The sequence below is a fragment of the Prosthecobacter sp. genome, from assembly GCF_014879935.1.
Lineage (GTDB): Bacteria > Verrucomicrobiota > Verrucomicrobiia > Verrucomicrobiales > Verrucomicrobiaceae > Prosthecobacter.
Window position 1 is genome coordinate 71,368 of the sequence record NZ_JACSRD010000169.1, and the last position, 26,470, is coordinate 97,837.

16 protein-coding genes are annotated in these 26,470 nt (G+C 61.8%); 10 read left to right on the forward strand and 6 right to left on the reverse strand.

From position 1 onward, the window contains the following. Nucleotides 1-185: 185 nt before the first annotated feature. Both IAE77_RS17230 and IAE77_RS17235 read left to right on the forward strand, forming a co-directional pair. On the forward strand, nt 186-1,664 hold the full coding sequence (locus IAE77_RS17230; RefSeq protein ID WP_294228979.1) for a sulfatase: 1,479 nt from the start codon (nt 186-188) through the stop codon (nt 1,662-1,664). Then, nucleotides 1,661-2,245, forward strand: a complete 585-nt coding sequence (locus IAE77_RS17235; RefSeq protein ID WP_294228981.1) for a hypothetical protein — start codon at nt 1,661-1,663, stop codon at nt 2,243-2,245. Before IAE77_RS17230 ends, IAE77_RS17235 begins: the two co-directional genes overlap by 4 nt. A 368-nt stretch (nt 2,246-2,613) precedes the next feature. On the opposite strand, the gene IAE77_RS17240 is transcribed toward IAE77_RS17235, so the two are convergent. The 3 genes from IAE77_RS17240 to IAE77_RS17250 form a co-directional block, all read right to left on the reverse strand. After that, complete coding sequence (locus IAE77_RS17240; protein ID WP_294228983.1) at nt 2,614-3,078, reverse strand: EVE domain-containing protein; 465 nt, start codon at nt 3,076-3,078, stop codon at nt 2,614-2,616. Between the two features lie 21 nt (nt 3,079-3,099). Next, nucleotides 3,100-4,212 carry a D-TA family PLP-dependent enzyme gene (locus tag IAE77_RS17245; protein ID WP_294228986.1) on the reverse strand — a complete coding sequence of 371 codons (1,113 nt, stop codon included), beginning with the start codon at nt 4,210-4,212 and terminating at the stop codon, nt 3,100-3,102. Nucleotides 4,213-4,284: 72 nt separating this feature from the next. Next, complete coding sequence (locus tag IAE77_RS17250) at nt 4,285-4,422, reverse strand: hypothetical protein (RefSeq protein ID WP_294228988.1); 138 nt, start codon at nt 4,420-4,422, stop codon at nt 4,285-4,287. Between the two features lie 145 nt (nt 4,423-4,567). Between IAE77_RS17250 and IAE77_RS17255 the strand changes: the two genes are divergently transcribed. From IAE77_RS17255 to IAE77_RS17280, 6 genes are all read left to right on the forward strand, one after another. Continuing rightward, nucleotides 4,568-5,716, forward strand: coding sequence for a lactonase family protein (locus IAE77_RS17255; RefSeq protein WP_294228991.1), 1,149 nt, complete (start codon nt 4,568-4,570; stop codon nt 5,714-5,716). Between the two features lie 331 nt (nt 5,717-6,047). Then, entirely contained in the window at nt 6,048-6,986 is a 939-nt protein-coding gene (tal, locus tag IAE77_RS17260) for a transaldolase (protein ID WP_294228993.1), read from the forward strand. A gap of 109 nt (nt 6,987-7,095) precedes the next feature. Continuing rightward, nucleotides 7,096-7,860, forward strand: coding sequence for an imidazole glycerol phosphate synthase subunit HisF (hisF, locus tag IAE77_RS17265; protein ID WP_294228995.1), 765 nt, complete (start codon nt 7,096-7,098; stop codon nt 7,858-7,860). Between the two features lie 79 nt (nt 7,861-7,939). Beyond that, nucleotides 7,940-10,117, forward strand: a complete 2,178-nt coding sequence (locus IAE77_RS17270) for a thioredoxin domain-containing protein (RefSeq protein ID WP_294228998.1) — start codon at nt 7,940-7,942, stop codon at nt 10,115-10,117. Nucleotides 10,118-10,186: 69 nt separating this feature from the next. Beyond that, nucleotides 10,187-16,735, forward strand: a complete 6,549-nt coding sequence (locus tag IAE77_RS17275; protein ID WP_294229002.1) for an ATP-binding cassette domain-containing protein — start codon at nt 10,187-10,189, stop codon at nt 16,733-16,735. Nucleotides 16,736-16,830: 95 nt separating this feature from the next. Beyond that, nucleotides 16,831-17,481, forward strand: a complete 651-nt coding sequence (locus IAE77_RS17280) for a hypothetical protein (protein WP_294229004.1) — start codon at nt 16,831-16,833, stop codon at nt 17,479-17,481. 185 nt (nt 17,482-17,666) lie between these two features. On the opposite strand, the gene IAE77_RS17285 is transcribed toward IAE77_RS17280, so the two are convergent. Continuing rightward, the gene (locus IAE77_RS17285; protein WP_294229006.1) at nt 17,667-18,134 is read right to left on the reverse strand and encodes a CYTH domain-containing protein; all 468 of its coding nucleotides are present in this window, start codon (nt 18,132-18,134) and stop codon (nt 17,667-17,669) included. A 124-nt stretch (nt 18,135-18,258) separates the two neighbouring features. Here IAE77_RS17285 and IAE77_RS17290 point away from each other — a divergent pair, with 124 nt between their 5' ends. Together IAE77_RS17290 and IAE77_RS17295 are read left to right on the forward strand one after the other, a co-directional pair. Next, nucleotides 18,259-18,975 carry a YebC/PmpR family DNA-binding transcriptional regulator gene (locus IAE77_RS17290; RefSeq protein WP_294229009.1) on the forward strand — a complete coding sequence of 239 codons (717 nt, stop codon included), beginning with the start codon at nt 18,259-18,261 and terminating at the stop codon, nt 18,973-18,975. Nucleotides 18,976-19,106: 131 nt separating this feature from the next. Then, entirely contained in the window at nt 19,107-21,161 is a 2,055-nt protein-coding gene (locus IAE77_RS17295; RefSeq protein WP_294229012.1) for a hypothetical protein, read from the forward strand. 227 nt (nt 21,162-21,388) lie between these two features. On the opposite strand, the gene IAE77_RS17300 is transcribed toward IAE77_RS17295, so the two are convergent. Next, nucleotides 21,389-23,470 carry a hypothetical protein gene (locus IAE77_RS17300; protein ID WP_294229013.1) on the reverse strand — a complete coding sequence of 694 codons (2,082 nt, stop codon included), beginning with the start codon at nt 23,468-23,470 and terminating at the stop codon, nt 21,389-21,391. Nucleotides 23,471-23,526: 56 nt separating this feature from the next. Further along, nucleotides 23,527-26,346 carry a PAS domain S-box protein gene (locus tag IAE77_RS17305; RefSeq protein WP_294229015.1) on the reverse strand — a complete coding sequence of 940 codons (2,820 nt, stop codon included), beginning with the start codon at nt 26,344-26,346 and terminating at the stop codon, nt 23,527-23,529. Nucleotides 26,347-26,470 lie beyond the last annotated feature (124 nt).

Genomic DNA, 26,470 nt, shown 5'->3' on the forward strand with positions numbered 1-26,470 from the left:
AGGCAAGGTTTTGTTCGTTTGCGTATAAAGATTTTCTTTGCCTTTGAGGCTGCGGTGTCGGCCCGTCCGCTACCACTCAAGACTTCGCAAGATTGGATGGGACTTGCCGTTTTCCCGCCGTCAAAGCGTCAAAAATGCACAAAATGGCTGCGTTTGACGGATCCGCCCTCCCCCTAACCCTTTTCATGAGAATCCTTTCCAACCTATTGTCATGCCTGTTGACCGGCGTCACTGCCTTCGCAGCCCCGCCTCCGAACATTGTCCTGATCAACATCGACGACCTTGGCTATGCGGACATCAGCCCCTTTGGCGGGAAGGTGCCCACCCCACAGCTTGATCGCATGGCGAAGGAGGGCATGAAGCTGACCAGCCACTATGCGGCACCCGTTTGCTCCCCTTCACGGGCGGCCATGATGACCGGCTGCTACCCTAAACGCGTCCTCCCCATCCCTGGCGTGCTGTTTCCATCGTCGGCCGTGGGTTTGAGCCCGGCCCAAACCACCGTGGCCGAAGTGTTGAAAGACGCGGGCTATGCGACCGCCTGCGTTGGCAAGTGGCACCTCGGCGATCAGCCGGAGTTTCTCCCCACCAGTCAGGGCTTTGACCACTATTTCGGCATTCCCTACTCGAACGACATGGGTCCCCGGCAGGAGGGCTCGAAAAGCAATCCCGACAAGCCGGTACCTCCGGAAAAGGACGTCGCATCCAAGGGCATCGATCCAAAGAACTACGGCGGCGATGAAACTGGCCTCAAAGGGGCCTCGCAACCGCCCCTCCCGCTCATTGACGACCAAAACGTCGTCGAACGCGTCAAAGCCGCCCAGCAGCACACCTTCACCCGCCGATACACCGAGCGGGCGGTGAAATTCATCCGCGAGCATCGATCCGGGCCTTTCTTCCTCTACCTCCCGCACAACGCCGTGCATTTCCCGCTCTACCCGCATCACGATTACATGGGCAAATCCGGCCTAGGCCTTCAAAAGGACTGGGTCCTGGAGGTCGATTGGTCCGTCGGAAGGGTGCTCGACACGCTGCGCGAGCTGAAGCTCGACTCCAACACGCTCGTCATTTTCACCAGCGACAACGGCGGGCCGCTCAACCAAAACGCGGACAACACCCCGCTCCGCGGCGGCAAAGGCAGCACACTGGAAGGCGGCATCCGCGTCTGCACCATCGCTTGGTGGCCCGGAAAGATCGCCGCCGGCTCCGAAACACAGGCCGTCACCGCTCACATGGACTGGCTGCCCACGTTTGGTGCTCTGGCGGGCTCGAAGACTGCGGCCGGACTGAAACTCGACGGCAAGGACATCTCCCCCGTTCTCCTCGGCGAAAAAGGTGCCGTCGGTCACGACGTGTTCCACTACTACCGCGGGTTTGACCTCCAGGCGGTCCGCAGCGGCCCGTGGAAGCTCCACTTGGCGAAAAACGAGCTCTACAACCTCGATTCCGACATTGGTGAAGCTCAAAACGTTGCCGCTGATCATGCGGACATTGTCGCGCAGCTTCTGAAGCATGCGGAAGCCATGCAAGCCGATCTCGGTGACAAAACGAAGGACGCCCCCGGCGTTCGTGCGCTTGGCCGCGTCGAAAACCCGCTGCCACTCATCAGCCACGACGGCACGGTCCGTGCGGGCTTCAACAAAATCGCCAAAACTCTCCCGTGAAACACCTCCTGTTCCTCCTCGCCGTCACTTCCGCCTTCGCAGCCGACGCCCCGCTGCTCAAAGACGACTTCTCCGCGCCGAAGCTCGAGAATCGCCGCGCCTCACGTGGGGATTGGACATTCGCCGACAACACCGCCACCTGCACTCAGGACGACGAACTCTACAAAAAGAACAAGGATCACGGGCCGATCCTTTTCTACGATCTGGCTTACACCGACGCGGCGATTCGTTTCGCCATGAAGCCGGACGCGGCCACCAAGTCGATTGTCTTCACCGCCAATGGGGAGGACGGGCATGTCTTCCGCATCGTCTTCAGCCTGGCCGGTGCCGGTGTCCGGGCCTTCCCACCAGATGAAAAGGACCACAAGTCCATCGCGCTCGGGAATGAGCCCGCTCTCAAGCTCAAACCGGACGCCTGGACGCCGGTCAGCGTCGAACTGCGCGGCTCCAAGGCCACGCTCAAGATCGGCGACTTCACCAAAACCTACGAACACGCCTCCATCGCCCGCCCGAAGACCAATCTCAGCATCGGCTTCGCCTTCGGCACCGTCAGCGTGAAGGATTTGGTCGTGGAGAAATGATACGGAGTGCAGACGCCCTCATCCGCCTCCAGTCCTTCCAACACACCTGCCAAAGCACCGGGAAATTTCGTGTTCGCGCAGGCGCTTTTTTCAAACCCAACGGGTTTGCGTCATACAGCCCAAGGGTGCCGAGCCTCAGCGAGGCTCCCTTGGGATTCTCGCACCCATTTTCATTCCAACGTCATCGGACCGCAACGCGGTCCCGTCAGACGTCGTCACGTCGCAGGCCCGTTCGAGTGACGGAACCTCGTTGAGGTTCATGAACAGACACGAGATTGCCCACACATCACCCCAGGGAGCACTCGCCAAGGCTCGGCACCCTGGGGCTGACTTACGGAAGGCCGTTGGCCTTCAATCCTGCATGCGATTTAAATCCCACCCAGCTTGCAGATGCGCTCCCAGTGCTTCGGCTCCACGGGCGTGATGGAAAGCCGATTCCCACGACGCAGGATGAGCATGTCAGCCAGCTTTTCGTCCGCACGCAGCATGTCCAGCGTGACGAAGGTCTTGAAGTCCGCCTCCCACTTCACATCCACCATCAGCCAGCGCGGTTCCTCCCGCTTGCTGCCTTTGTCGAAGTACTCCGACGACGGATCGAACTGCGTCGGATCAGGATAGGCCTCCTTCACGATCTTGCACACGCCCGCGATGCCCGGCACCTCGCAACTGGAGTGATAGAAGAAACCGAGATCCCCCACGGCCATCTCATCCCGCATCATGTTGCGCACCTGATAATTCCGCACGCCGTTCCACGGCTCCGTCTTCTTCGGTCGCGACTTGAGATCGGCGAAGGAGAACACGTCAGGTTCGGATTTGAGCAGCCAGTGGTTCATGAAGCGCGTTTTGTGGGCGTTTTAGACCGTGATCAGCCGGTTCCGGGCCGTGATCGGCCAGCGTTCGGTCGTTTTGCCGCCGGAGATGACGTAGGCTTCGCCGTGCATCGAAACGGTCGGGCAGACGTGACGCGGGATGCCGTGCAGGGCCTGGCCGATGACAAATTCGTGCGCACGCTCGGTTTCGAGCACGAGATGCTCCTCGCTCTGCATCACGGCGGTGGCATCCGGCAGTTCGATGAAGCGGACGCGTGGGTGCGGATTCTCCGGCGCGACGGATTTGTGCCCGAGGTCGAGGGTGATCCGGTTTTTGCCCGGCTTGCTGATCACACGGGCCAGCAGGACAGCGGCGGGCTGGAAGGGCAGGTCGCCGGGATACTTGTCCCCGTAACCGAAATCCCACAGCACCGTGGTTCCCGGGCTGAGCGTGCGGTCGGCGTAACCGGCATGAATGCCGAAGGTGGGTGATCCGCCGGCGACGAGTTCCTTCACCACGATGCCTTCGCCCTGAAGGCGGCAGCGAAACTGCACCACGGCCTCGAATGCGGCATCGCAGCGCTCGCGACGCACGTCGAGGCTCTCATCGTGAATGTGGCCATCGTAGGCATGCAGCCCGCGGAATTGCAGCATCGGCGTGTCCTTCATGACATGCGCCAGGACGGCTGCCTCGTCTCCTGGCACGATGCCAGTGCGGCTCATCCCGCAGTCGAGCTCCAGGAAGACCCCCAGCGTGACCTGGTGCTGCTGGGCGGCGGAGGCTAGAAAGCGGATCGTCTCCTCCGCATCGGCGATGCTGGAGAACTGCGTTTCGGGAAACTTCTGCGCCAGCTCGGCCAGCCGGTGCGCATTGATGCCGACACAGGGCATCGCCAGCAGCACATCGGTGGCCCCGACGGCGGCGCACATCTCCGCCTCGGCGATGGTGGAGGCCTTGAACCGCGTGATTCCCATCTCGATCTGCATCGCGATGATTTCGGCGCACTTGTGCGTCTTCACATGCGGGCGCAGGCGTTTCGCATCGCCTGCGATCTGGATCATGAGCCGCAGGTTGTGCTCGATACGGCTGCGATAGAACAGCAGCGCGGGGGACGGGATGTCAGCTTCGTTGTCGATGTGGAACCAGGCGGGATGCATGTCGCATCGTGGCAAGAGCATCGCCACGGTCAAATCCGCGCCTCAATCAGTCTGTATTTCAGCAAACCACGATCAGCCGTTCTTCGGCTGCCAGTCGCCTTCGCGGTAGTCGAGCTGCTCTTTGTCATCGTGTTCCAGTCGCACCGGCTGGAAACCCGAACAACTGGACAGCAGGCAGGAGGCAGCCAGGAAGAGCAAGATCGTTTTCATGAGCAGTGAAGGGCGGTTGACCGGCCGAAGATGACCCCTCCAGCCCTCGCGGCAAGCAGACAATCTCAACGCCAGGTAAATTCACCGCCCCCGCCGACGTCGGAGCCTTGACCAACGCCCCGCCAACCTTCAGCATCGCCGCCTCATGAACCGCTCCACGCTTTCATTCGTCTTCGCCGCCCTCACGACCACCGCCATCGCCGGGGAGAACTTCCTGGTCTATTTCGGCACGAACACGAACGCCAAAAACGGCAGCAAGGGCATCTACGTCGCCCGTTTCAACTCCGCTTCCGGCGAACTGACGCAGCCCGAACTCGCCGCCGAGGCCGGCAATCCGGGCTTCCTCGCCATCCATCCGTCGAAGAAGTATCTCTACGCCATCGGTGACGTGAGCCTGCCGGACGGCAAGAAAGGCGGCGGCATCAGTTCCTTCGGCATCGACCTCAAATCCGGCAAGCTGACGCCGATCAATCAGGCCAGCGCCGTCGGTGCAGGTCCTTGCCACGTGAACGTGGACAAAACCGGCCAGATGGCTGCCCTGGCGAACTACGGCAGCGGCAGCGTCGCCTCCTACGCCATCAAGGCCGACGGCTCGGTCTCTGAAGCGGCCAGTTTCATCCAGCATGAGGGCTCCAGCGTCGATCCGAAGCGCCAGACCGGCCCGCACGCGCATTCGGTCAATTTCAGCCCGGACAACCGCTTCGCCTTCGCCTGTGACCTCGGTTTGGACAAGGTGCTGATCTACAAGGTCGATCCGGCCACGGGCAAAATGACGCCAAACGAGCCTGCCTTTGCCAAAACACCCGCTGGCGGCGGCCCGCGTCACCTCGCCTTCCACCCGAGCGGCAAGTACGTCTTCGTGAACAATGAAATGGGCATGTCGGAGACCGTCTTCGCCTATGACGCGGAAAAAGGCGCCCTGACCGAGATCGAAACCGTCTCCACCTTGCCCGAGGCTGACCGCGGCAAGCCTGGCTTCAGCACCGCCGAAAGCCTCGCGCATCCCAACGGCCGCGTCGTCTATGTCTCCAACCGCACGCACGACACCATCGCCGTCTTCACCTGCGATCCTGCCACCGGAAAGCTGACGCTCATCCAGAACGTGCCGGTGGAAGGCCAGATCCCACGCAACATCTGCCTGGACCCGACCGGCAAATGGCTCATCGCCGCCCACCAGAACAGCGGCACCGCAGCCCTCTTCAAGGTCGATCAGGACAGCGGCAAGCTGACCTTCACCGGCACCAAGGTGAATGTCCCCGGCAGCATCTGCGTGCGGTTTTTGGCGTTGGATTGAGATGGCGTAAGGCACCGCGGTTGCAGTCTTGATGACCCATGCGCCGCCCCTCACCCGACCTCCCCCCGAAGCAAACACTGAAGTATCCCCGATCAGCGGCGGGGAGAGGAGTTTCGCATTCCAAACTCAATCTGGTCATCGGCAGCTCGAGAGCTGGCTCCCTCTCCTCGCCTCGGACAAGCTTTGCACCATGGTGACCTCCGGGGAGAGGGTCGGGGTGAGGGGTGTGAACCAAAACCACGAGGGCGAGTTTAGTTCTGGCGTGTGTCCGCATTCGCCATTGCACGCACCGCCTTTGCCCTTACTCTCCCGCCCCCAAAAAACCAAGACCATGACCCAGCTCGATCAACTGAAGCAGCACACTGTGGTGGTCGCCGACACCGGCGACTTCGAAGCCATGAAGGCCTACAAGCCCCAGGACGCCACGACGAACCCCTCCCTCATCCTCCAGGCTGCCTCGAAGCCCGAGTACAAGGCCATTTTTGACAAAGCCGTGGCCGACGGCAAATCCGGCGGCGTGGACGCCGTGATGGATCAGCTCGTGGTCGCCTTTGGCCTCGAAATCCTCAAGATCGTGCCGGGTCGTGTTTCGACGGAAGTGGACGCCCGCCTCTCCTTTGACACGCAGGGCAACATCGAGAAGGCCCGCCACATCATCGCGATGTATGAAAAGGCCGGCATCTCTCGCGAGCGCATCCTGATCAAGATCGCCTCCACCTGGGAAGGCATCAAGGCGGCGGAAGTCCTCCAGAAGGAAGGCATCAACTGCAATCTGACGCTCCTTTTCAGCCTCGCCCAGGCTGTGGCCTGCGCCGAAGGCGGCATCAAGCTCATCAGCCCCTTCGTCGGCCGCATTCTTGACTGGTTCAAGAAGAGCACCGGCAAGGACTACGCCCCCACCGAAGACCCGGGCGTGCAGTCCGTGACGCAGATCTACAACTACTACAAGCACTTCGGCTACAAGACCGAGGTCATGGGTGCCAGCTTCCGCAACAAAGGTGAGATCACCGAACTCTGCGGCTGCGACCTTCTGACCATCAGCCCCGCTTTGCTCGGCGAACTCGCCGGCAGCAGCGATCCGATCTCTCCGAAGCTGAACGCCGCCAACGCCGCCTCGCTGAAGATCGAGCGCATCGGCAGCGACGAGAAGACCTTCCGCTGGCTCTTCAACGAGGACGCCATGGCCGTGGACAAGACCGCCGAAGGCATCCGCAACTTCGCCAAGGACATCGTGAAGCTCGAAGCGCTGGTGAAGGCCGCGATCGGCTGAGCCGAAGCCGGATGAATGGATGGCTGGATGATTGGATGGATGCCTGAACCAAGCTTCGCGGCTTCATCCATTCATCCAACAATCCACCCATCCATCAATTCCCCCGCTCATGCTCACCAAACGCATCATCCCCTGCCTCGACGTGAAGGAAGGACGTGTCGTCAAAGGCACGAAATTCCTGCAGCTGCGTGACGCGGGCGATCCGGTGGAGTGTGCGCAGGTTTACAATGCCCAGGGAGCCGATGAACTCGTCTTCCTCGACATCACCGCGAGTCATGAGGAGCGCAAGACGATGGTCGATGTCGTGGAGCGCACCGCCGCGAGCTGCTTCATGCCCCTGACCGTCGGTGGCGGCATCCGCACCGTCGCCGACATGCGCGAAATGCTGCTCGCCGGAGCGGACAAGGTCGGCATCAACACTGCGGCGGTCAAAACGCCGCATGTCATCGACGAAGCCGCCGAAGCCTTCGGTTGTCAGTGCCTTGTCGTCGCGATCGATGCGAAACGGAACGAAAAAGGCTCGTGGACGGTGTACACGCACGGCGGGCGCAATCCGACCGAGCTCGACGCCGTCGAATGGGCCGCCGAAGTCTGTAAACGCGGCGCGGGTGAGATCCTGCTGACCAGCATGGACGCCGATGGCACAAAAAATGGCTACGACATCGCTTTGACCCGTGCCGTGAGCGAAGCCGTGACGATCCCCGTCATCGCCAGTGGTGGCGCAGGCAAAGTGGACCACATGGTCGATGTCCTGCGCGATGGCAAAGCCGACGCCGTGCTCGCGGCGAGCATCTTCCACTTCGGCGAATACACCGTGGGCGATGTGAAGCGCTTCCTCGGTGAGCACGGCGTGCCCGTGCGCATGCTGGCTTGAGGCAGCCGGGCGCCATCCGTGCTGCGAAGCTCCCTTGCAACCCCGGCCCATGTGCGGACGTTTGCCTTTTGACACCCTCATGAGCGACACGACCGCCCAAGCCCCCAAGTTCACCAACGCCCTCGCGAAGGAGCGCTCGCCCTACCTGCTGCAGCATGCGCACAATCCCGTGAACTGGCTGCCCTGGGGCGACGAGGCGTTTGCCAAGGCCAAGGCCGAGGACAAACCGATCTTCCTCTCCTCCGGCTACTCCACCTGCCACTGGTGCCACGTGATGGAGCGCGAGTCTTTTGAGGACGAGGAGATCGCCAAGCAGATCAATGAGAGCTTCATCCCGGTGAAGGTGGACCGCGAGGAGCGCCCCGACGTCGATCTCACCTACATGACCTACGTCCAGGCTGCCAGCGGCCACGGCGGCTGGCCGATGAGCGTCTTCCTCACGCCCGAACTCAAGCCGTTCTACGGCGGCACCTATTACCCGCCGGAGAGCATGCCGGGCCGCATCGGCTTCAAAGCCCTGCTCACTGAACTCACGAAGGTCTGGAAGGAAGACCGCAAAGGCATCGAGGAACGAGCCACGCGCTCCGTGGACAAGCTGCAGGAGCACCTCGACAACGAAAACTCGGCCGTCAGCGACCACAATCACGACGCCATCATCCAAAAGGCCTATGACGACCTTTCCGGCAGCTTTGACTACCACGAAGGCGGCTTCGGCAGCGCGCCGAAATTCCCCCGGCCGTCCACCTTGAACCTGCTCATGCGCATTCATCGCATCCTCGCCGAGAAAAAGGGCGAGGATCGCTCGTCCGAAAGCGATTGGGCCATGGAGATGACCGTGAAGACCCTTCGCGGCATGGCGAACGGCGGCATGCGCGACCACGTCGGCGGCGGCTTCCATCGCTACAGCGTCGATGGCTACTGGCACATCCCGCATTACGAAAAGATGCTCTACGATCAGGGCCAGCTCCTCAGTGGCTATGCCGAGGCCTGGAAGCTCACGGAGAATGCGATGTTTGAAACCATCATCCGCAGCACCGTCGAGTATGCGAAGCGCGATCTCCGCCACCAAGACGGCGGCTTTTTCTCCGCCGAGGATGCCGACAGCCTCGCCACCGCCGATGCCGCTCACAAGACAGAAGGCGCGTTTTATGTCTGGAAGGCCGCCGAGATCGACGAAATCCTCGGCAAGGAGAACGGCAGCATCTTCCGCTATGCCTATGGCGCCCGTCGTGACGGCAACGCCCGCCCGGAAAGCGATCCGCAGGGCGAACTCAAAGGCCTGAACACCCTCTACCGTGCCGCCTCCTTCAAACGCACCGGTGAGTACTTCAAAAAGCCCGCCGACGAGGTCAAAGTGATCATCGATGACGGTTTCAAGAAGCTCTTCGAAGCCCGTGCCAAACGCCCACGTCCGCATCTCGATGACAAAATCATCGCCGCGTGGAACGGACTCATGATCGGCGGCCTCGCCCGTGCCGGTGCCGCATTGGCCGATGCCGAAATGATCGCCCTGGCCGCCGGTGCCGCGCAATTCCTCCACGACCAGCTCTGCACCACACCGGGCAAGGAACTGCATCGCTCCTGGCGTGAAGGCCAGCGCGGACCCAAAGCCTTCGCCATCGACTACGCCTGCCTCATTCACGGCCTGCTCGACCTCTACGAGGCCGGCTTCGATGTGAAATGGCTCCAGTGGGCCGTTTCCTTGCAAGCTGAGATGGATGCGCTCTTTCTCGACACCAAAAACGGCGGCTACTACAGCGTCCACACCGACATGCCGAACAGCGTCCTCCGCATCAAGGAGGACTACGACGGTGCCGAGCCTTCACCGAACTCGCTCGCTGCGCTGAACCTCGTGCGCCTCAGCGCCATGCTCGCCAAGGACACCTGGAAGCAGCAGGCGGAGAAAATCTTCTCACTCTTCGGCTCCACGCTCAAAGACAGCCCCTCCGCCGTCCCCGTGATGACCATGGCCTTCGACCTCGATCAACGCGGGAAGCAGCAAATCGTCCTCGCGGGTGATTCGAGCACGCCCGAGTTCAAAGCGCTCGCGAATTTCATCCGTCGCAAATTTCTCCCCGCCGCCGTGCTCCTGCATGCCGATGGCGGCGAAGGCCAGTCCTGGCTCGCCCAGCACAACGAAGCCGTCGCCGGCATGAAGCCCGTTTCCAGCAAACCCGCCGCCTACGTCTGCCAGAACTTCACCTGCCAGGCTCCCGTGACGACGGTGGAGGAATTGGAGAAACTCGTGCGCCCATAAAAGCCTGATCGGCGGATTCGTGCTGCGCCCGATTGCTACGCGAGAACGTATCTCTATCCTCGCGTTCCCATGCCTCGTGTTGCCAAAAAATCCGCCGCCAAAAACCTGGAAAACGTCATTCGCGTCCGCGGCGCTCGGCAGAACAACCTCAAGGGCATCGATCTCGACCTGCCGCTCGGCCAGTTGAGTGTCATTACCGGCCCTAGCGGCAGCGGCAAAAGCTCTCTCGCCTTCGACACGATCTACGCCGAAGGGCAGCGGCGCTATGTGGAGACGTTTTCGCCTTACACCCGGCAGTTCTTCGAGCGCATGGACAAACCGAAGGTCGATTCGATCGAGGGCATCCCGCCGGCGATCGCGATCGAGCAGGTGAACAACATGCGCAGCACGCGCAGCACCGTTGGCACGATCACGGAGATCAATGACTACCTCAAAATGATCTTCCCGCGTCTCGCCGAGGCCACGTGTCCCGGCTGCAAACGCCCCGTGCGCCCCGAAACGCCCGAAAGCATCGTGCGCGAGCTTTTGAGCGCCCACGCCGAAAAACAGGCGCTCATCCTGTTTCCCGTCCCCGTGCCGAAAAACGCCGTCACCGCCGATTTCGCCACGTTTCTCCAATCCCAAGGCTTCGTCCGCGTGTGGCTCTACGGAAACGTCATCCGCCTCGACGACGCGGAGGCGCTCAAAGGCCGCAAACTGCCCGCGCAGGTGCTCGTGGTGCAGGATCGCGTGGCGCTCGATGCGAAACAACGCTCGCGACTCAGCGAGGCACTCGAAGCCGCGCTGCGCTATGGCAAAGGCAAGGTCGCGGTGAACATCGATGCCGAGACGCGGCACTTCAGCACCGATTGGAGCTGCGCCGATTGCGGCATCACGCTGCCGACACCGACGCCGGGTCTCTTCAGTTTCAATTCACCCATCGGCGCGTGCCCCACATGCCGTGGCTTTGGCCGCACGCTCGGCATCGACATCGGCAAGGCGCTCCCGGATGAGTCGCTGAGCATCAATCTCGGCCTCGTGCGTCCGTTTCAAGGCAGCACCTATGGCGAATCGCAGCTCGATCTCGAGCGCGCGGCACGTAAGCGCGGCATCGACATCCACAAGGCCTTCGATGACTACACGCCCGAGGAGCGCCACTGGCTCATCGAGGGCACCGACCCCGATCCCGAGGTCGCCTACAATCGCGGCGAGTGGTATGGCGTGCGTGGCTTCTTCAAGTGGATGGAATCGCGCAGCTACAAGATGCATGTGCGCGTCTTCCTGAGCCGCTACCGCGCCTACACCGAGTGCGGCGACTGCGGCGGCGGACGCTTGAAAAAAGAAGCCTACGCCTTCCGCATCGGCCCGCACACCATCGCTGATCTGTGGCGCATGCCCGTGAGCGAACTGCATCCGCTCGTGCAAACCTGGCCGCTCAAAGAAGGCGATCACGCCGCGAAACTCCTGCGCGATGAAATCGCCAGCCGCGTGAGCTACATGGACCGCGCCGGCCTCGGCTACCTGAATCTCGACCGTCAAACGCGCACGCTCAGCGGCGGCGAGCTGCAACGCGTGAATCTCACCACCTGCCTCGGCGCGTCACTCGTAAACACGCTCTTCGTTCTCGACGAGCCCAGCATCGGCCTCCATCCGCGCGACATCGGTCGCCTCATCGGCGTGATGGAAGGCCTGCGCGACAAAGGCAACACGCTCCTCGTCGTCGAACACGAAGAAGCCGTCATGCAAGCCGCCGACAACCTCATCGACATCGGCCCCGGCCGCGGTGAGAAAGGCGGCGAGCTCGTCTTCAACGGACCGCTGGAGAAGCTCTCGAAGACGAAGGGCTCGCTCACCGGTGACTACTTGTTCGGAAGAAAGTCGATCCCTGTGCCGCAAACGCGGCGACCTGTTTCAGGTTCCAAGTTTCAAGTTTCAAGTTCCGCCGCCGAAAATCCTCTCGACCTCCCCACTCTCTCCGACGATGAATCCCGCAGCCGTGCCTACGCCGCCATCCTCCAGCCACTCCCGTCCGATCCGTCGCTTCGAGACCGATCCGGAAAAGCTGCGCCAAGCCCGCATCCGTGCGCCGAAGAACTCCACCGAGGCGCTGATCAAGAAAGTTTCGGCTGGGCTCGCCGCTCGAAAAGAGAGAGGCTTCTCGATGACCAGCTAGCGATTCTCAATCGTCACGCCACCGCACCGGCGGATCTCGGGACGCACATTGGTGGTGGTGGTGAGCATGAGGTGTATCACCGACAGGGAAGCCACCTCGTCCACAAAGCCACCAATCGTGGCGAGTTCGGCTATGTGATTGATCAGGACAGCGACAACAAGTCGAACAAGCTCACGCTGCGCCACGCGTTGCCGTCCGAATATCTGCTGCGCCTCGGCACACAGAATCTCCTCTTCGGCGACACCATCCGGGTCGAAGCCATCGCCAAAGAGAAAGGCAAAACAGCCTCCATCATCACCTCGCAGGTGGAGGTCGATCTGGGACGTCCCACTCAGGCCGAAGTGAATGAGTTCATGACGCAATGCGGCTTCGTGCGCGTGCCGGACGACATGATGCTCAGCCAATACAGCAACAAATTCTTCTGGTATCGCGCTGCTGATTCGGTGCTCACCGGCGACACCAACCCTGAGAATTTCTCCCGCGCCGCCGACAACATCATCGTCCCCATCGACGTCATCGCGCATCCCTATCCACGTGCCCTCTTTGAGTCCACCGCCAAGCAGAACGGGGTCTCGCTTACTCACTTCCAGTCCAAAGCATCCGTTCGTGCCGACCGATCAAATCATAAATCAAAAGTCGTAAATCATAAGTGCTTGGCGATCCGCTCCGCCCGCCAAAACAACCTCCGCAAACTCGACGCGGACATCCCGCTGAACGCCTTCGTCTGCATCACCGGCGTCAGCGGCTCCGGGAAATCGACGCTCGTGCACGACGTGCTCTACCGGAACCTGCAAAAGCTGCGTGGCGAGGTCTGCGAGGACGAACCCGGACGCGTGGGCAGCATCAGCGGTTGGGAGCAGCTCGGCAGCGTGGTCATGGTCGATCAATCACCGCTCGCACGCACGCCGCGCTCGACGCCGGCGGTGTTCACGGGCGCGTTTGATCACATCCGCACGCTCTTCGCGGCCTGCGACGACGCAGCCACGCAGGGCATCATGCCCGGCTTCTTCAGCTTCAACAGCGGCGAGGGCCGCTGCGAGCGCTGCATGGGCAACGGCTTCGAAAAGATCGAGATGCAGTTCCTCAGCGATCTCTTCGTCACCTGCCCCGAGTGCGAGGGGAAGCGCTACAAGCCGCACGCGCTCAAAATCCTGCTCAATGGCAAATCCATCCACGACGTGCTCAGCATGACCATCGACGACGCCGTGCCGTGGTTCGCCGGCATCGAGCATCGCGCCGTCGCGGCGATCAATCGCAGCCTGCAGCTCGTCATTGATGCCGGACTCGGCTACCTGCGCCTCGGCCAGCCGCTCAACACGCTCAGCGGCGGTGAAGCACAGCGCCTCAAACTCGTCGGTCACCTGCTGGAGCCGCAAACACCGGGAAAGAGCAGCCTTCTTCTCCTCGACGAACCCACCACCGGCCTCCACTTCGACGACATCGCGCTGCTCATCAAACTTCTCCAGCGCCTCGTCGATGAAGGCAACAGCCTCGTCGTCATCGAGCACAATCTGGAAGTCATCAAATGCGCCGACTGGGTGCTTGATCTTGGGCCTGAAGGCGGCGCGGGCGGCGGGACGCTTGTGATCGCGGGGACGCCGGAGGACGTCGCGGATTGCAGTGCGTCGCACACGGGCCAGTATCTTCGGGATCTGCTGTTCCAAACAACGCGAGAGCGTCCTGGAGTGCTCCAGCCCTCTGGAGCTTTTCGTGGGCCTGAAGACGCTCGAAAGCGCCAGAGGACTGGCGCACTCCAAGACGCTGCCGCGAGCAATGCCATCTCCATCCGAGGCGCACGCGAACATAACTTGAAAAACATCAGCCTCGACATCCCTCGCGACGAATTCGTCGTCGTCACCGGTCTCAGCGGCAGTGGCAAATCCTCCCTCGCCTTCGATCTCATCTTCGCGGAAGGCCAGCGCCGCTTCCTCGACTCGATGTCCGTCTATGCACGCACCTTCGTCGAGCAGATGGAGAAGCCGGAGGTCGATCTCATCAGTGGCGTGCCACCGACGGTGGCCATCGAGCAGCGCATCTCGCGCGGCGGTGGCAAATCGACCGTGGCTACGGTGACGGAGACTTACCACTTCCTGCGACTGCTCTTTGCGAAGCTCGGCACGCAGTTCTGCCCGAAATGCGCCGTGGCAGTGAAAAAGCAAAGCTCGGAGGCCATCCTCAAGACCATCATGGGCCACCTGCGCACCAACGGCGGCCATTTGCTCGCGCCGCTCATCAAGGCGCGAAAAGGCTTCCACACCGATGTGGCCGAAAACGCCGCGAAACACGGCATCGAGACGCTTTGGGTCGATGGCGAGTTCAAACCGACGATGGGCTTCAAACGCCTCGAACGCTTCAAAGAGCACAGCATCGACGCCGTCATCGCCAAGGTCGGAAAAGGCGAACATGCGGATGTTTTGCGCCCGCACATCGAAACCGCGCTCAAGATGGGCAAAGGCACCATCAAGCTGCGTCTCGCCGACAAGTCGATGCACGTGCTCAGCACCGAAATGAGCTGCCCGAGCTGCGGTTTGTCGTTTGAAGAGCTCGATCCGCGTCTCTTCAGCTTCAACAGCCCGCACGGCTGGTGCAAAGACTGCCGCGGCTTCGGCTACGTCGGTCAAAAACGCGATCTCAATGACCGCAATGCCGACGTTTCCATGCTCGAAGCCGAGTTGGAGGAAGAACGCCGCTTCCACAGCGACGACGATGAAGACGCCGCGCCACGCCAGGTGTGCCCCACCTGCAACGGCAGCCGCATCAACGAGATCGGCCGCGCCGTGCAGCTTCAAAAAAGCACCATTCAGGACTTCGCCTCGCTCACCGCCGGTGAGGCCGGCAAACTCATCGCCAAGCTCAAATTCGAAGGCACCGAAGCCATCATCGCCCGCGACATCGTGAAGGAGATCGAGCAGCGGCTCAAATTCATGCAGGAGGTCGGCCTCGGCTACTTGCAGCTCAATCGCAGCGCCGACACGCTCAGCGGCGGCGAGGCGCAGCGCATTCGTTTGTCCGCGCAGCTCGGCAGCAACCTCCGCGGCGTGCTTTATGTGCTCGACGAGCCCACCATCGGCCTGCATCCACGCGACAACGAAAAGCTCCTCAACACGCTCACCGCCCTACGCGACAAAGGAAACAGCCTCCTCGTCGTCGAGCACGATGACGAGACGATGAAACGCGCCGACACCATCCTCGACCTCGGCCCCGGCGCGGGCAAATTCGGCGGCGAAGTCGTCGCGCAAGGCACGCTGGCGCATCTTTTGAAGGCGAAGCAGAGCGTCACCGGCCAGAGCCTCAAACATCCGCTCAAACATCCCTCACGCGGCACTCGCAGGCCTTTGCCGGAGGGCGGGATTGCATTCCCGCCGAATTCGAAGGCGAAAGGCCCGGCGAGACCGAAAGACCAGAAAAATGGGCAGGAATACAATCCTGCCCTCCCATCTCCAGGCTGGCTCCGCGTCACCGGCGCCACCGCGAACAACCTCAAAAACATCGACGTCAGCATTCCGCTCGGTCGTTTGACCGTGCTCACCGGCGTCAGCGGCAGCGGCAAGAGCAGCTTCATGCACGGCGCGTTGTCGCCAGCCGTGCGCGAAAAAATCAGCAAGGCCAAGATCAAGGTCACGAAGGCCTGGAAGACCGTTTCAGGCTTCGAAAACCTCCAAACCGTCCACGAGGTCGATCAATCGCCCATCGGCAAAACCAGCCGCTCCTGCCCCGCGACCTACGTCGGCATCCTCGACGACATCCGCGCTCTGTTTGCTCAAGTGCCGCTCGCGAGAACGCGCGGCTACACCGCCAGCCGCTTCTCCTTCAACACCGAAGGCGGCCGCTGCGAGACCTGTGGCGGCAACGGCGAGATCAAGGTCGAGATGGCCTTCCTGCCCACGACGCGTGTGCATTGCGAAACCTGCCACGGCCTGCGCTTCAACGCCGCCACGCTCGAAATTGAATACAACGGCAAACACATCGGCGACGTGCTCCGCATGAGCATCACCGAAGCCGCCGAGTTCTTCGCACCCGTGCAAAAAATCGCGCGACCACTCAAACTCCTCGCCGACACCGGCCTCGGCTACCTTCAACTCGGTCAACCGAGCCCCACGCTCAGCGGCGGCGAGGCCCAGCGCATCAAACTCGTCACCGAACTCCGCAGCGGCGACGGCAAAACGATCAAGGAGCAGCTCAAAGGCATTCAAAAGGCCGGGAAGCGCAATCTCTACCTCATCGAAGAGCCCACTATCGGCCTCCATATCCGCGACGTCGCCCGTTTGATCGACGTCCTCCACCGCCTCGTCGATGAAGGCCACACCGTCGTCGTCATCGAGCACCACCCCGACGTTTACGCCGAAGCCGACTACCTCATCGACATCGGCCCCGAAGCCGGAACCGATGGCGGCCAGCTCGTCGCCGCTGGAACGCCCGAGGAGGTGAAGAAGAGCAAGGTGAGCCGGACGGCGCGGTTTTTGTGATTGCTGAATCGACGGCGATCCGAAATCATGAGTGTATGAGCAGTCTTGAAGCAGTTCCACCACCTCGGTGGTATGAGAAGGTGTGGCCGGGTTTCGTGTTCACGTTTCTCGTCTGCATTGCGCACACGGCTGTCCCTGCATTCCTGCACTCCTCACTTTTAGAGTCTTTTTCAGATCGAATCGCTCATGCCTTGGTCATGGGCCTTGTCTTCAGCGGTATGGCCTTTGCGTTTGTGATTGCTCCTGCTTATGTGGCACTACTTCTGTTGCTGCGCTGGCTGAAGGTTGCTGCCCGTTGGCGAGTCTGGACTCTACCCTTGCTATTAATGGCTTTCCTTCTCTTGTCGATTCGTTCAACCCTGAACAAACTGACTCCCGAAGGTGAGCGAAGAATGTTTCAGAGTAGTGTCGGAGTGCCCATCCCAAAGAATGCGAGGCTCGTGTTGGCTCAACACACATTTGCTCTCGCCGATCACCGGCAACTTTGGCTCTTGGAGGGAAGCCCGGGTGATTTCGAGCGATTGGTTCAATCTCGGGGGTGGGCACCCGCTGATAGAAGCCTACTCCCGATTGCAGGTGTGGCGATTCAACGTGCCGAAACCTATTTCAGCCCAAAAGCATCCTGGCAGGCAGATGTCATTTACTGGTGGTCCGCCGATGAACACAGCACGCCCATAGTTCACCGTGAGGTTTGCTTGTTGGCTGACTCGGAGCGTCGTCGATGGATCGTTTGGATCGTAGATTGAAAGCTTTTGCCATTCGCGACAGCGTCGTGGAGTGCGGTGGCAAGCCTGGGCGCAACACCGCTGTCGTGTGCCGGACGGATCGCTGAGGTCGAAGGACGATCTTCCTGCGCTCGACAGCGGTGTCGCCGATGCAAGGTGCCCTTGCATCTCTGCCACCGCACTCCACGACGCTGTCGCGATTAAAGTCACCCCCACTCGCTAAACGGCCTCTCCGACAGGCTCGCATTCGAGTAGCGGAAGTCGTGCGACACCTCGTCACCGAGCCACTCAGGACGAGCGAAGACCGTTTCTTCGGATGGAAGCTCAATTTCGGCGACGATGAGGCCGGCGTTGGCGCCGTTGAACTCGTCGATTTCCCAGCGGGAGCCTTCGTGGAGGACGATGTGGCGGGTTTTGTCGATCAGCGGCTGGAAACAGAGTGGGATGAGTTCGCGGGCGGTTTCCAGCGGTAGTGGGAACTCGATCTCGGATCGCGAAATGCCCTCGGTTTTGCCTTTGATGGTCATCCAGGCCTGTTCGCCGCTGATTCGCACCCGCACGGTGCGTTCCGGATCACGCGACAGATAGCCCTGAGTGATGCGCAGGCTTTGGGTGATCGCGTTGCGCCAGCTCTCGGAGGCGAGGAGGAATTTGCGTTCGATTTCGGCGGGCATGGTTGTGATTAACAGCAAGGACAGCGTCCGCCAGTCCAATTGCCGCGGGCCGAACCCTCACTCTTGCATTTCCCCCGGCCTGCTCTTCCATGGCGTCCAATCCTCAACGCAAGACACACACATCATGGGCGCACAATGGAAACAGAAATGGCGGGAACTGGCGGCGGACCAGAAGGGCAAGATCACGGGCAAGCTGGTGCGTGAAATCCAGGTGGCGGCGAAGCTGGGCGGGCCGCATCCGGAGTTCAATGCGCGTCTGGCTGCGGCGGTGGCGAATGCGAAGAAGCAGAGCGTGACGCGTGATACGATCGAGCGTGCGATTGCGAAGGGCTCAGGGACGGGCCCGGACGCGGTGCAGTATGAGACTGTGATTTACGAAGGATTCACGCCGCACCGGGTGCCGGTGATCGTGGAATGCCTCACGGACAACAACAACCGCACGTCATCGGAGGTGAAGGTGTTGTTCCGTGCGGGAAGCATGGGCAAGGTGGCGTGGATGTTCGACCACTGCGGCCTGATCGAGGCGCATCATGCGGACAAGTCACTCGACATCGAAGTGGCGGCGCTCGAAACCGAGGCGGAGAATGTGGAACCGATGGAAGTCGAGGATGAAGAGGCCGCTGGCCACATCGGCGCGCGGTTTTTCACGCAGACGACGACGCTGGACGCGGTGACGAAGGCGCTGAAGGCGGCCGGATGGGTGATCACGAGTTCGGAGCTGGGCTATCACCCGAAGGAGTATCCTGAGATCAGCGATGCGCAGCGGGAGGAGGTGACGAACTTCCTCCAGGCGCTCGACGGACACGATGATGTGCACCGGGTGTATGCGGCGCTGAAGTAATGACGAATGAGGAATTCCGAATGACGAACGAAGTTCGAAGCTCGAATGACGAGGCAAGGCTTCGTCGATCATCGGGTGTTCGTTCGGGTCTGGTCATTCATTCGTCGTTCACCATTGTGGTTTTGTCATTTTTGCTGCTGCTTTGCGGCTGCAAAAAGGCCAGGCTGCCATCGAAGGCGAAGGCGGAACCGCAGGTGGTGGTGAAGCCGACGTTGATCACCGAAGCCGCGCGACTCGGGCTGGCGGGACGGGTTCCGGCGGATGTGGCGTTCTGCGTGAGCAGCGTGCAGGGGAGGAAGCACTTTGAGGCATTGAAAGCCTCGAACTGGTGGAAGCAGATGGCGACGTTTGTGGAGGATCAGTTGCCGGCGGACGAAACTGCGGGCGGAGTCACGGTGGACGATGCGTTTGTGGCCTTCGGAAAGGACAGCGTGAAGGGGATCGTGATGCTGAGGCAGTTGAACGATCTCTACAACGAGACGGCGTATCGTGGCATGATGAGCGGCGGGATGTTGAAGGGCCTGGGCACGCAGTTTGACGCGGCGAAGATGGTCGAGGCGGCGCTGGGCGACGCGCAGGTGATGGAGGCGCTGATTCTGTGGCTGGAACGGTTTGAAATGCCATCCGTGATGATCGGCGTGGCGTCGCCGGAGCCGGAGAAGGTGCTGCAAAGGTTCAGCAGTGTGCTGCGGCTGGCGGAATGGCTGGGTGAGGCGCCACAATCGCGGATCGTGACGACGCAGGGCGAGCAGATCACGGTGAACGTGGTCGCGATGAGCCAGATTTTGACGACGGAGCAGCGGCGGGCGTGGATGGAGGCGCTGCCGCCGATGGCAGCGGAGATGAAGGACCGCATCGCACGCGGAATCGAGGTGCTGGCGCAGAAGAAGTGGGTGCTGGCGATGGGTCTGGGGAAGGAACGGGCCTATCTGGCCGTGGCGCCGACGATTGAGCAGGTGCGGCTGGCGAACGCGGCGGAGGATTCCATGCTGTCGCGGGCGGAGATGCGGCCGCTGGATGGAAATGTGATGAAGAACCTGGGCGTGATCGCCTGCTGGGACGGGGAGTTTTTGAGTGCCTTGCAGTCGGACGAACCGTTCCAGCCGATGGTGCGTGGATTGCTGGCGGGATTGCAGCAGGAGCGGACGTTTGCGGGCGTGGCGCGTGCGCTGGAGCCGTTGGTGGTGGAACTGGCAGCAGCAGAGCGTGCCTGCTATCGCGGGGATTACGCCACAGGCGCCCTGTCGGCGTGGTGGGAAGGCGGTTTGCAGGCAGAATGGACGGGTGGCGTGAGCAAGGCGAGCACGAAGGTGCTTTCCCAGACTTCGGCGCTTCATTCACTGCTGGATGAGCCGTCAGTAGTGTTCGGCATGAGCGGCCAGAGCACCTCGGCAGGAGCAGGACGTGCGTATTTCGAGGCGTGGATGACGACGGCGCATGCCGCTGCGGTGGAACTGGTCAAAGCAGGCGTCGGCGGGGAGCAGGCAGCAGGCCTGCTGAAGCTGGTGGATGAGGGGATTCTGCCAGAAGTGGTGGAGGTGTATGATGGCACGAAGTCGATCTGGCAGAAGGGGCTGGGCGGCGATGGCGCGTTCGTGGCCGATGTGGGCGGGAAGATGCCTGCGCTGCCAGGATTGCCGCCCGGAGGGCGGGAAGTGCCGCTGGCACGACTGGTGATGGTGCAGGAGATGAAGAACCGCGAGCTGATCGGCGTGTCCTGGGAGAACATCGAGACGGCGGCGCAGAAACTGGCGAACCAACTGCCGCTGCCGCAACCTTTTGAACTGCCGAAACCGTTGAGGCGGCAGGACGATGGCGTGACGAGTTACACGTATGCGCTGCCGTTTGAATCGGACGATCTGGTGCCGTGCGTGTCGCTGACGGAGCGCTGGTTCATGATAGGAACGTCCCGGGAGCAGCAGATTCGAATCGAGAAGAACCTGCGGCAGCCGGGTTCTGCCTTGATGCCGGGTCTGCGGGTGAAGGCCGGGTTCGCGAAGCTGCGGGAGTTTCTGAAGGCGTTCGCAACGGCACGCGGCAGCGCTGGTGGCGAGGTGGATGGATTGAAAAGCGCTGTGAAATGGCTGGAGCCGCTGGATGCGATGGATCTGCGCGTGTGGGGCGAGGGCGACGTGGGGCGGGGTGCGATGTCGTGGAAGATGCACGACGTTTTGCGGTATGACTGATCAGAGGCCGCTCGCGGCTTGAGTGCCCGCGTTTGGCCGCAGCAGAGCGCTGTTGTCCCGCATTTCTGACACTCTCTTCATGGGAAGCCACACGATGCGAGGCCGCGTTTTGCCGCTCGGTATTCTCTTCGCGACTTCGTAGCCGATACTGAGTCGGTGCCTTCGCGGAATCGGAATTCCGCGCTACATCGCCGCTGCGCAAGCACCTCCAGGTGTGACAAATGCGGCTACTTCGCAGGTGCCGCAGCTTCAGCCTGGGGCTGCCAGGTGAGTGTGCCGTTTTCGCCTTTGAGATAGGTGACGGGAACGGATTTGCCAGCTGGGCCATCGGGTTGGAAGCGACCTTCGGCATCAAAATTGGCCAGACGGCCTTTGGCGTATCGAATCCAGCCGATCAGCCGGCCGGAATCGTCGTCGTAACGATACACGTCACGCCATTGCTTCGGGGTGGTGAGACGTGGGCTGACGTAGGCGGGCTCGGTGGAGCGTTCCAGGACGTCGGGGAAGAGAACCTGGCTGAGAAGGGTGAGATTGAGGCCGCGGAGCATGTGGCGCTCGCCAAGCGACAGCCGCTCTGGCGGAGACATGGTGTCGATCTGGCCGGATGCATGCTCGATCAGCACGCCCTGCATGATGAGGCGGTGAAGGTCTGCGCGGACATCGGCCACGGCGGACGATTTGGTTGATTGGGCGGCGAGCGCATCGAGCTCACGCTGGAGGCCAAAGTAGAGCGTGTCGAAGCCGGCGATGGAGTGCAGGACACGCTCAAGGGTCTGGCGGACGGTGAGGCCGGCAGGATCGAGGAGATGCTTTTTCAAAGTGGCGCTGATGTCCGTGCCGAGCTGGGAGCGCAGCTTCGCGGCCTCGTCTTTGCGTTTGTCATCCCCAGCGATGGCTTCGAGCGCATCCGACTGCGGTTTGAGTGTGAGGTAGAGCTTCTGGAGGGCTTCGCGCTCCGCAGGTTTCAGCGTCTGGTCGAGGAGACGGCTGCGGAGATTGGTGTCCTTGAGACTGAAGGCGAGGAGCACTCTGACCCAGCGCGGATCGGTGTCGGTGACAGGCAGGCCAAAGTCGGGATTGTGCGTCTGATAGTGGATCTCGGAGACACGGCCCTGCACGTCGTAGAAGTGCATCTCGTTCGGCAGCATGTAGAAGCTGATGATGGCAGGAGCGCTGATGTTGACGCCGTTGTCAGCGAAGATGCCGATGTCGATGCGATGACTGCGGATTCCGGTGGCATTGATGACGGGCGGCTGCCAACGGACACGGAGGCGCATGACGCCCTTTCCTTCCGAATTGTCGATGCGGACGAAGCGTGGGTCGCCCTGAAGCACCTGCGCGCGCATGGCGAGGGGCTTTTTGGTGAGATTGAGCGTCTTTTCGAAGCTGAGGAGCATGCCGTGCTCCGCCTCGTTGCCACGCAGGATGCGGGCGATGGAGAACGGCGTGTCGGAGAGCTGCCACGGATAGTTGCCGGGCAGTTCGAAGTAGTTTTTGCCGGACTCGATCTTGGTCTCTTCCAGCACCTGAATGACCACGACGGGCGGAACGGTCTCCGGCGTCATGTCGTGGGCGATCTGGATCATCTTGGCCTCATCGATCTGCGAACCGTCGAAGACCACGGGATGCGCTTTTCCAGTGAAGTAATCCTCGGGCGTGCGGACCATTTGGTTCGAGCGACGGAAGATGGACTGGAGCGTGGGGCAGAGCAGACGCTTTTCGATGAGGATCTTCTGCGTCTCCGGGCGTAATGCGGCGGTGGCGGAGAGCAACGCCCGCAGGAAGGGCTGGTCGGTGAAGGAGGAGCCTTGCGAAATGACCAAGCAAGGCGTGTTCAGAGGAAGGAGATCGCCATAACCGCCGATGCCGTTGGCCCCGATGTCGTGGTCGAGGTGCTCGGGATAGATGAAGAGGTTGTTCGAGAGATACTGCTGGGCCAGGAAGCGGTTGCCGCCGGGATCCATCATGTACATGCGCGGCAGGCAGCCGAGCTGGGTGGCGGCCGAGGCCATGGAGCAGTTGCCGAGCGTCGGCGTGGCGCGGATCTGGGTGGCGGCGCCTTTGTCGTTCGCCGTGCTTTTGAAGACCTGGAGCTGGGGATATTCGGCGGTGTTCAGCGGCGAGTGCTGGCCGTCGCGGTTTTCATAGGTGATGGCCTTCAGGCCTGCAGCGGTACCATTGACGAACCATTCATTGAGCTTTTTGGCCACCTCATCCGTGCGGGTGGTGACAGGCTCGGCGGAGATACCCCCAAATCCCAGCGCCAGAAACGCAAGGACGCGCGGAGCTGCCGTGGGCGCGAAGAACACGCGCCACTGTCACGAAGGGCCACACATTCGCAAAAGGAATATGCCGGGAGAAAGGTTTATCCCGCCATCGTGGCGAGCGGGAAGCGCAGCTTGATCTCAGTGCCGAGATCGGGATTCCCCTGCACGAAGAGCTGGCCGCGCATCTGGTCGGCGAAGACGGCGAGGATCTTGAGCCCGAGGCCGTTGCCTTCGCCAGGATGAAAACCGGGCGGCAGACCGATGCCATCGTCGCTGATGATGAGTTCGCCGCTGGCCTGGGCATAGCGCAGCGTGGCAGTGATCTGCCCCTGGCGGCCGTGCGGGAAGGCGTGCTCGAAGGCGTTTGAAAGCGCTTCATTGAGAGTCAAAGCCAGCGGCATGAGCCACTCCGGCTGCACCGGGCCGTCCTGGATCTCCAGGCGCACATTGACCTGCTCGACAGGTGTTTCGTAACACTGGCGAAGATGAGCGACAAGATCGTGGGCGAAGTGGCTGAAAGTGTCGCCTTTTCCAAGGGCGATCTGATAGAGATGCTGATGCAGCGCGGCGATGGCACGCACGCGATTCTGGCTGGAGCGAAGGGCGTTGCGGGCGTCCTGATCGCTGACGCCATTGATCTGCATGTTCAGCAGACTGGAGATGATCTGCAGATGGTTTTTGATGCGGTGGTGCGTCTCGGTGAGCAGGAGCTTCTCGCGCTCGAGATCAACGACGGGCCACCGGTGGCTGGAAGGCGAAACGACCTGAAATGCGAGGGGCGTGGCGGCTTTCAGTGCCTGTGTCGGCGAGACGGGGGCAGGTACGGCAGATTCAGCAGGCGCACCGTCGGCGGCGGATTTCGAAGTGAGCTCAAAGCCGCCGTGATCGAGCCTGCGGGCGCTGATTTTCGCCTCGCCCCGCCTGCCGTTGCCGCCGAAGAATGAATAAGCGACGAAGCGGTCGGGATCGGCCGTTTGTTGAACGAGGTCCGCGAAGAAGCCCGTGGCATCCGAGGGACGGAAGAACTGATGCAGCGGGCGGCCGATGGCGGCGGAGGCATCCAGATCGAAAAGGCGCTGGGCATGCGCTGTCCAGGTGCGGACACGGCCGTTTGCGTCGGTGGTCAGGAGGATGCCGCCAGGCGCGGCGGCCATGGGAGACGCCGCCGGCGGCATGACGGGCGCCGGAACGGGTGAGGCCGGGGCATCGCTGTGCGGAGCGGTGACTTCCTGAAGGTAATGGATGGTGCAGTGAGCGTCGCCTTGCGCATCCAGGACGGCGGCGAGGTGCAGAATGGCGTTCGAGAGGCTGCCATCGGCACGCCTGACGCGAACGCCGAGCGCCTCGACCTGCCTGCCGCCGGCATGCAGCGCACGCAGGGCGTCACGACGTGCCGTGGCGCTGTCAGGATCCAGCCAGGCGTCGAGCGGATAGCGGCGGAGCTCGGATTTCGCCTGGCCGAGCAGCGTTTCAGCATGCTGGTTGACCTCGAAGATGACCCCCGCCTTGTCGGTAAGCACGATGGCGACGGGGCTGCCCTGTAGAAGCGTGCGCAGCTTTGCCTCCATGCTGCGGAGCTGCTCCTCATGACGCGTGTGCTCGGTGATGTCCTGGATGCTGACGAGCATGCCGCCGCCAGGCAGTGACATGGGATGGAATTCGAGCTCCTTGAGCAGTCCATCCGCCGTGGCGAGAGAGACGGTGCGTGTGAGCTGGCGACGCCAGACGCTTTCACGCCAGGCGAGAGTGACCTGCTCGCGATGTTCTTCCGTGGGGCAGGCGTGGGCGAGCCAGCTTTCCACCGTCTGGTCTTTTTCGAGGGGACGGCCCAGGAGACGGGCAAGACGCTCGTTTTGAAACACCGGAGCGCCGCGTTCATCCAGGACGAAAACGCCACAGGGAATGCCTTCGAGGTAGCTGCGCAATCGCGCTTCCCGCCGGCCGAACGCGTATTGCGCCTCAGTCAACGTGCGCAGTTCCTGCCGCGCACGCAGAAGCTCGTTTTCCATGCGCTGGAGCGCTCCGTCATCCGCAGGTGGAGGTGGCGGCGGCACCGGCTGTGGTGGAGGTGGGGCGGCGGGAGCTGAAGCCGGCATCTGAAACGTGACACGAGTCACCGTTTCGGCGGCAGCCTGGGGCGGCAGGCCCATCAACATGAAGAGGTTGGAGGAACCTTCGGCCGTTCGCCCTTTCAGCACGGACACCAGCCAACGGGCGGGCTTCGGCGCATCCGCTGCCACCCCGGGCAGTGAGATGATGGTGCTGGAGACGGCGGCGTTGGTGTCTGCCGCCTTTGCGAGGGATTCGAGCGTGTGGTGACGCAAGGCGGTGAAATCCCGCCCTTCCCCGAAGACTTCCCAGAAGAAGGTGACACCTTCCTGGATGCCTTTGTCCAAGGTCAGATGCGCCGCAGCGACATTGGAGCGGAGAATGACGCCCAGATCGTTCACCACGACCATTGGCAGCGCACAATCGACCGGGTCGGGAGTTCTATCGACTGGCGGAGCGGGGTGGCCGTGATCGGATGAGGACCGGGTTTCGTCCTCTTCCGACGAAGGTGCCTGCGATGAGCTGAATTTCTCACAGGTGACCATCAGGCCGCCCACGGAGGCATCACGCTTTTTGCGCCAGGGACGCACCTCCCAGCGATAAATCAGGTGGCGGCCGTCAGGACCGTTGTGCGCATCATGCTCGCTGCGGACGATGTGTCCTTGCAACGCACGGTCATACACCTGCCGCCAGCCGGGATGAAGGCCGGGAAAAATCTCATACTGGCTGCGGCCGACCAGGGGCTGCACCTGCTGCAGACCGAATTCCTGAATCCACTGCCGGTTTGCCAGCATGTAGCGCATGGCGCGGTCAAACATGGCCATGGCCACGGGCGCATTTTCAACCAGCACTCCGAGCACACTCTCCATGTCTTCTGTCTCACGCTTTTGGTCCTGCGGGGTTGCGGAACTGACAGAGAGGCCTGCGCCAGAAGGACGCGACTCATGAGACTCCTCACGCACCTTCTCCAAAGGCGCTGTCTGCGACTTTGGA

Coding starts and splice junctions, on each gene's coding strand:
- IAE77_RS17230 (WP_294228979.1), top strand. CDS start 186: ATGAGAATCCTTTCCAACCTATTGTCATGCCTGTTGACCGGCGTCACT.
- IAE77_RS17240 (WP_294228983.1), bottom strand. CDS start 3,078: ATGAACCACTGGCTGCTCAAATCCGAACCTGACGTGTTCTCCTTCGCC.
- IAE77_RS17245 (WP_294228986.1), bottom strand. CDS start 4,212: ATGCATCCCGCCTGGTTCCACATCGACAACGAAGCTGACATCCCGTCC.
- IAE77_RS17250 (WP_294228988.1), bottom strand. CDS start 4,422: ATGAAAACGATCTTGCTCTTCCTGGCTGCCTCCTGCCTGCTGTCCAGT.
- IAE77_RS17255 (WP_294228991.1), top strand. CDS start 4,568: ATGAACCGCTCCACGCTTTCATTCGTCTTCGCCGCCCTCACGACCACC.
- tal (WP_294228993.1), top strand. CDS start 6,048: ATGACCCAGCTCGATCAACTGAAGCAGCACACTGTGGTGGTCGCCGAC.
- hisF (WP_294228995.1), top strand. CDS start 7,096: ATGCTCACCAAACGCATCATCCCCTGCCTCGACGTGAAGGAAGGACGT.
- IAE77_RS17270 (WP_294228998.1), top strand. CDS start 7,940: ATGAGCGACACGACCGCCCAAGCCCCCAAGTTCACCAACGCCCTCGCG.
- IAE77_RS17275 (WP_294229002.1), top strand. CDS start 10,187: ATGCCTCGTGTTGCCAAAAAATCCGCCGCCAAAAACCTGGAAAACGTC.
- IAE77_RS17285 (WP_294229006.1), bottom strand. CDS start 18,134: ATGCCCGCCGAAATCGAACGCAAATTCCTCCTCGCCTCCGAGAGCTGG.
- IAE77_RS17290 (WP_294229009.1), top strand. CDS start 18,259: ATGGGCGCACAATGGAAACAGAAATGGCGGGAACTGGCGGCGGACCAG.
- IAE77_RS17305 (WP_294229015.1), bottom strand. CDS start 26,346: ATGGAGAGTGTGCTCGGAGTGCTGGTTGAAAATGCGCCCGTGGCCATG.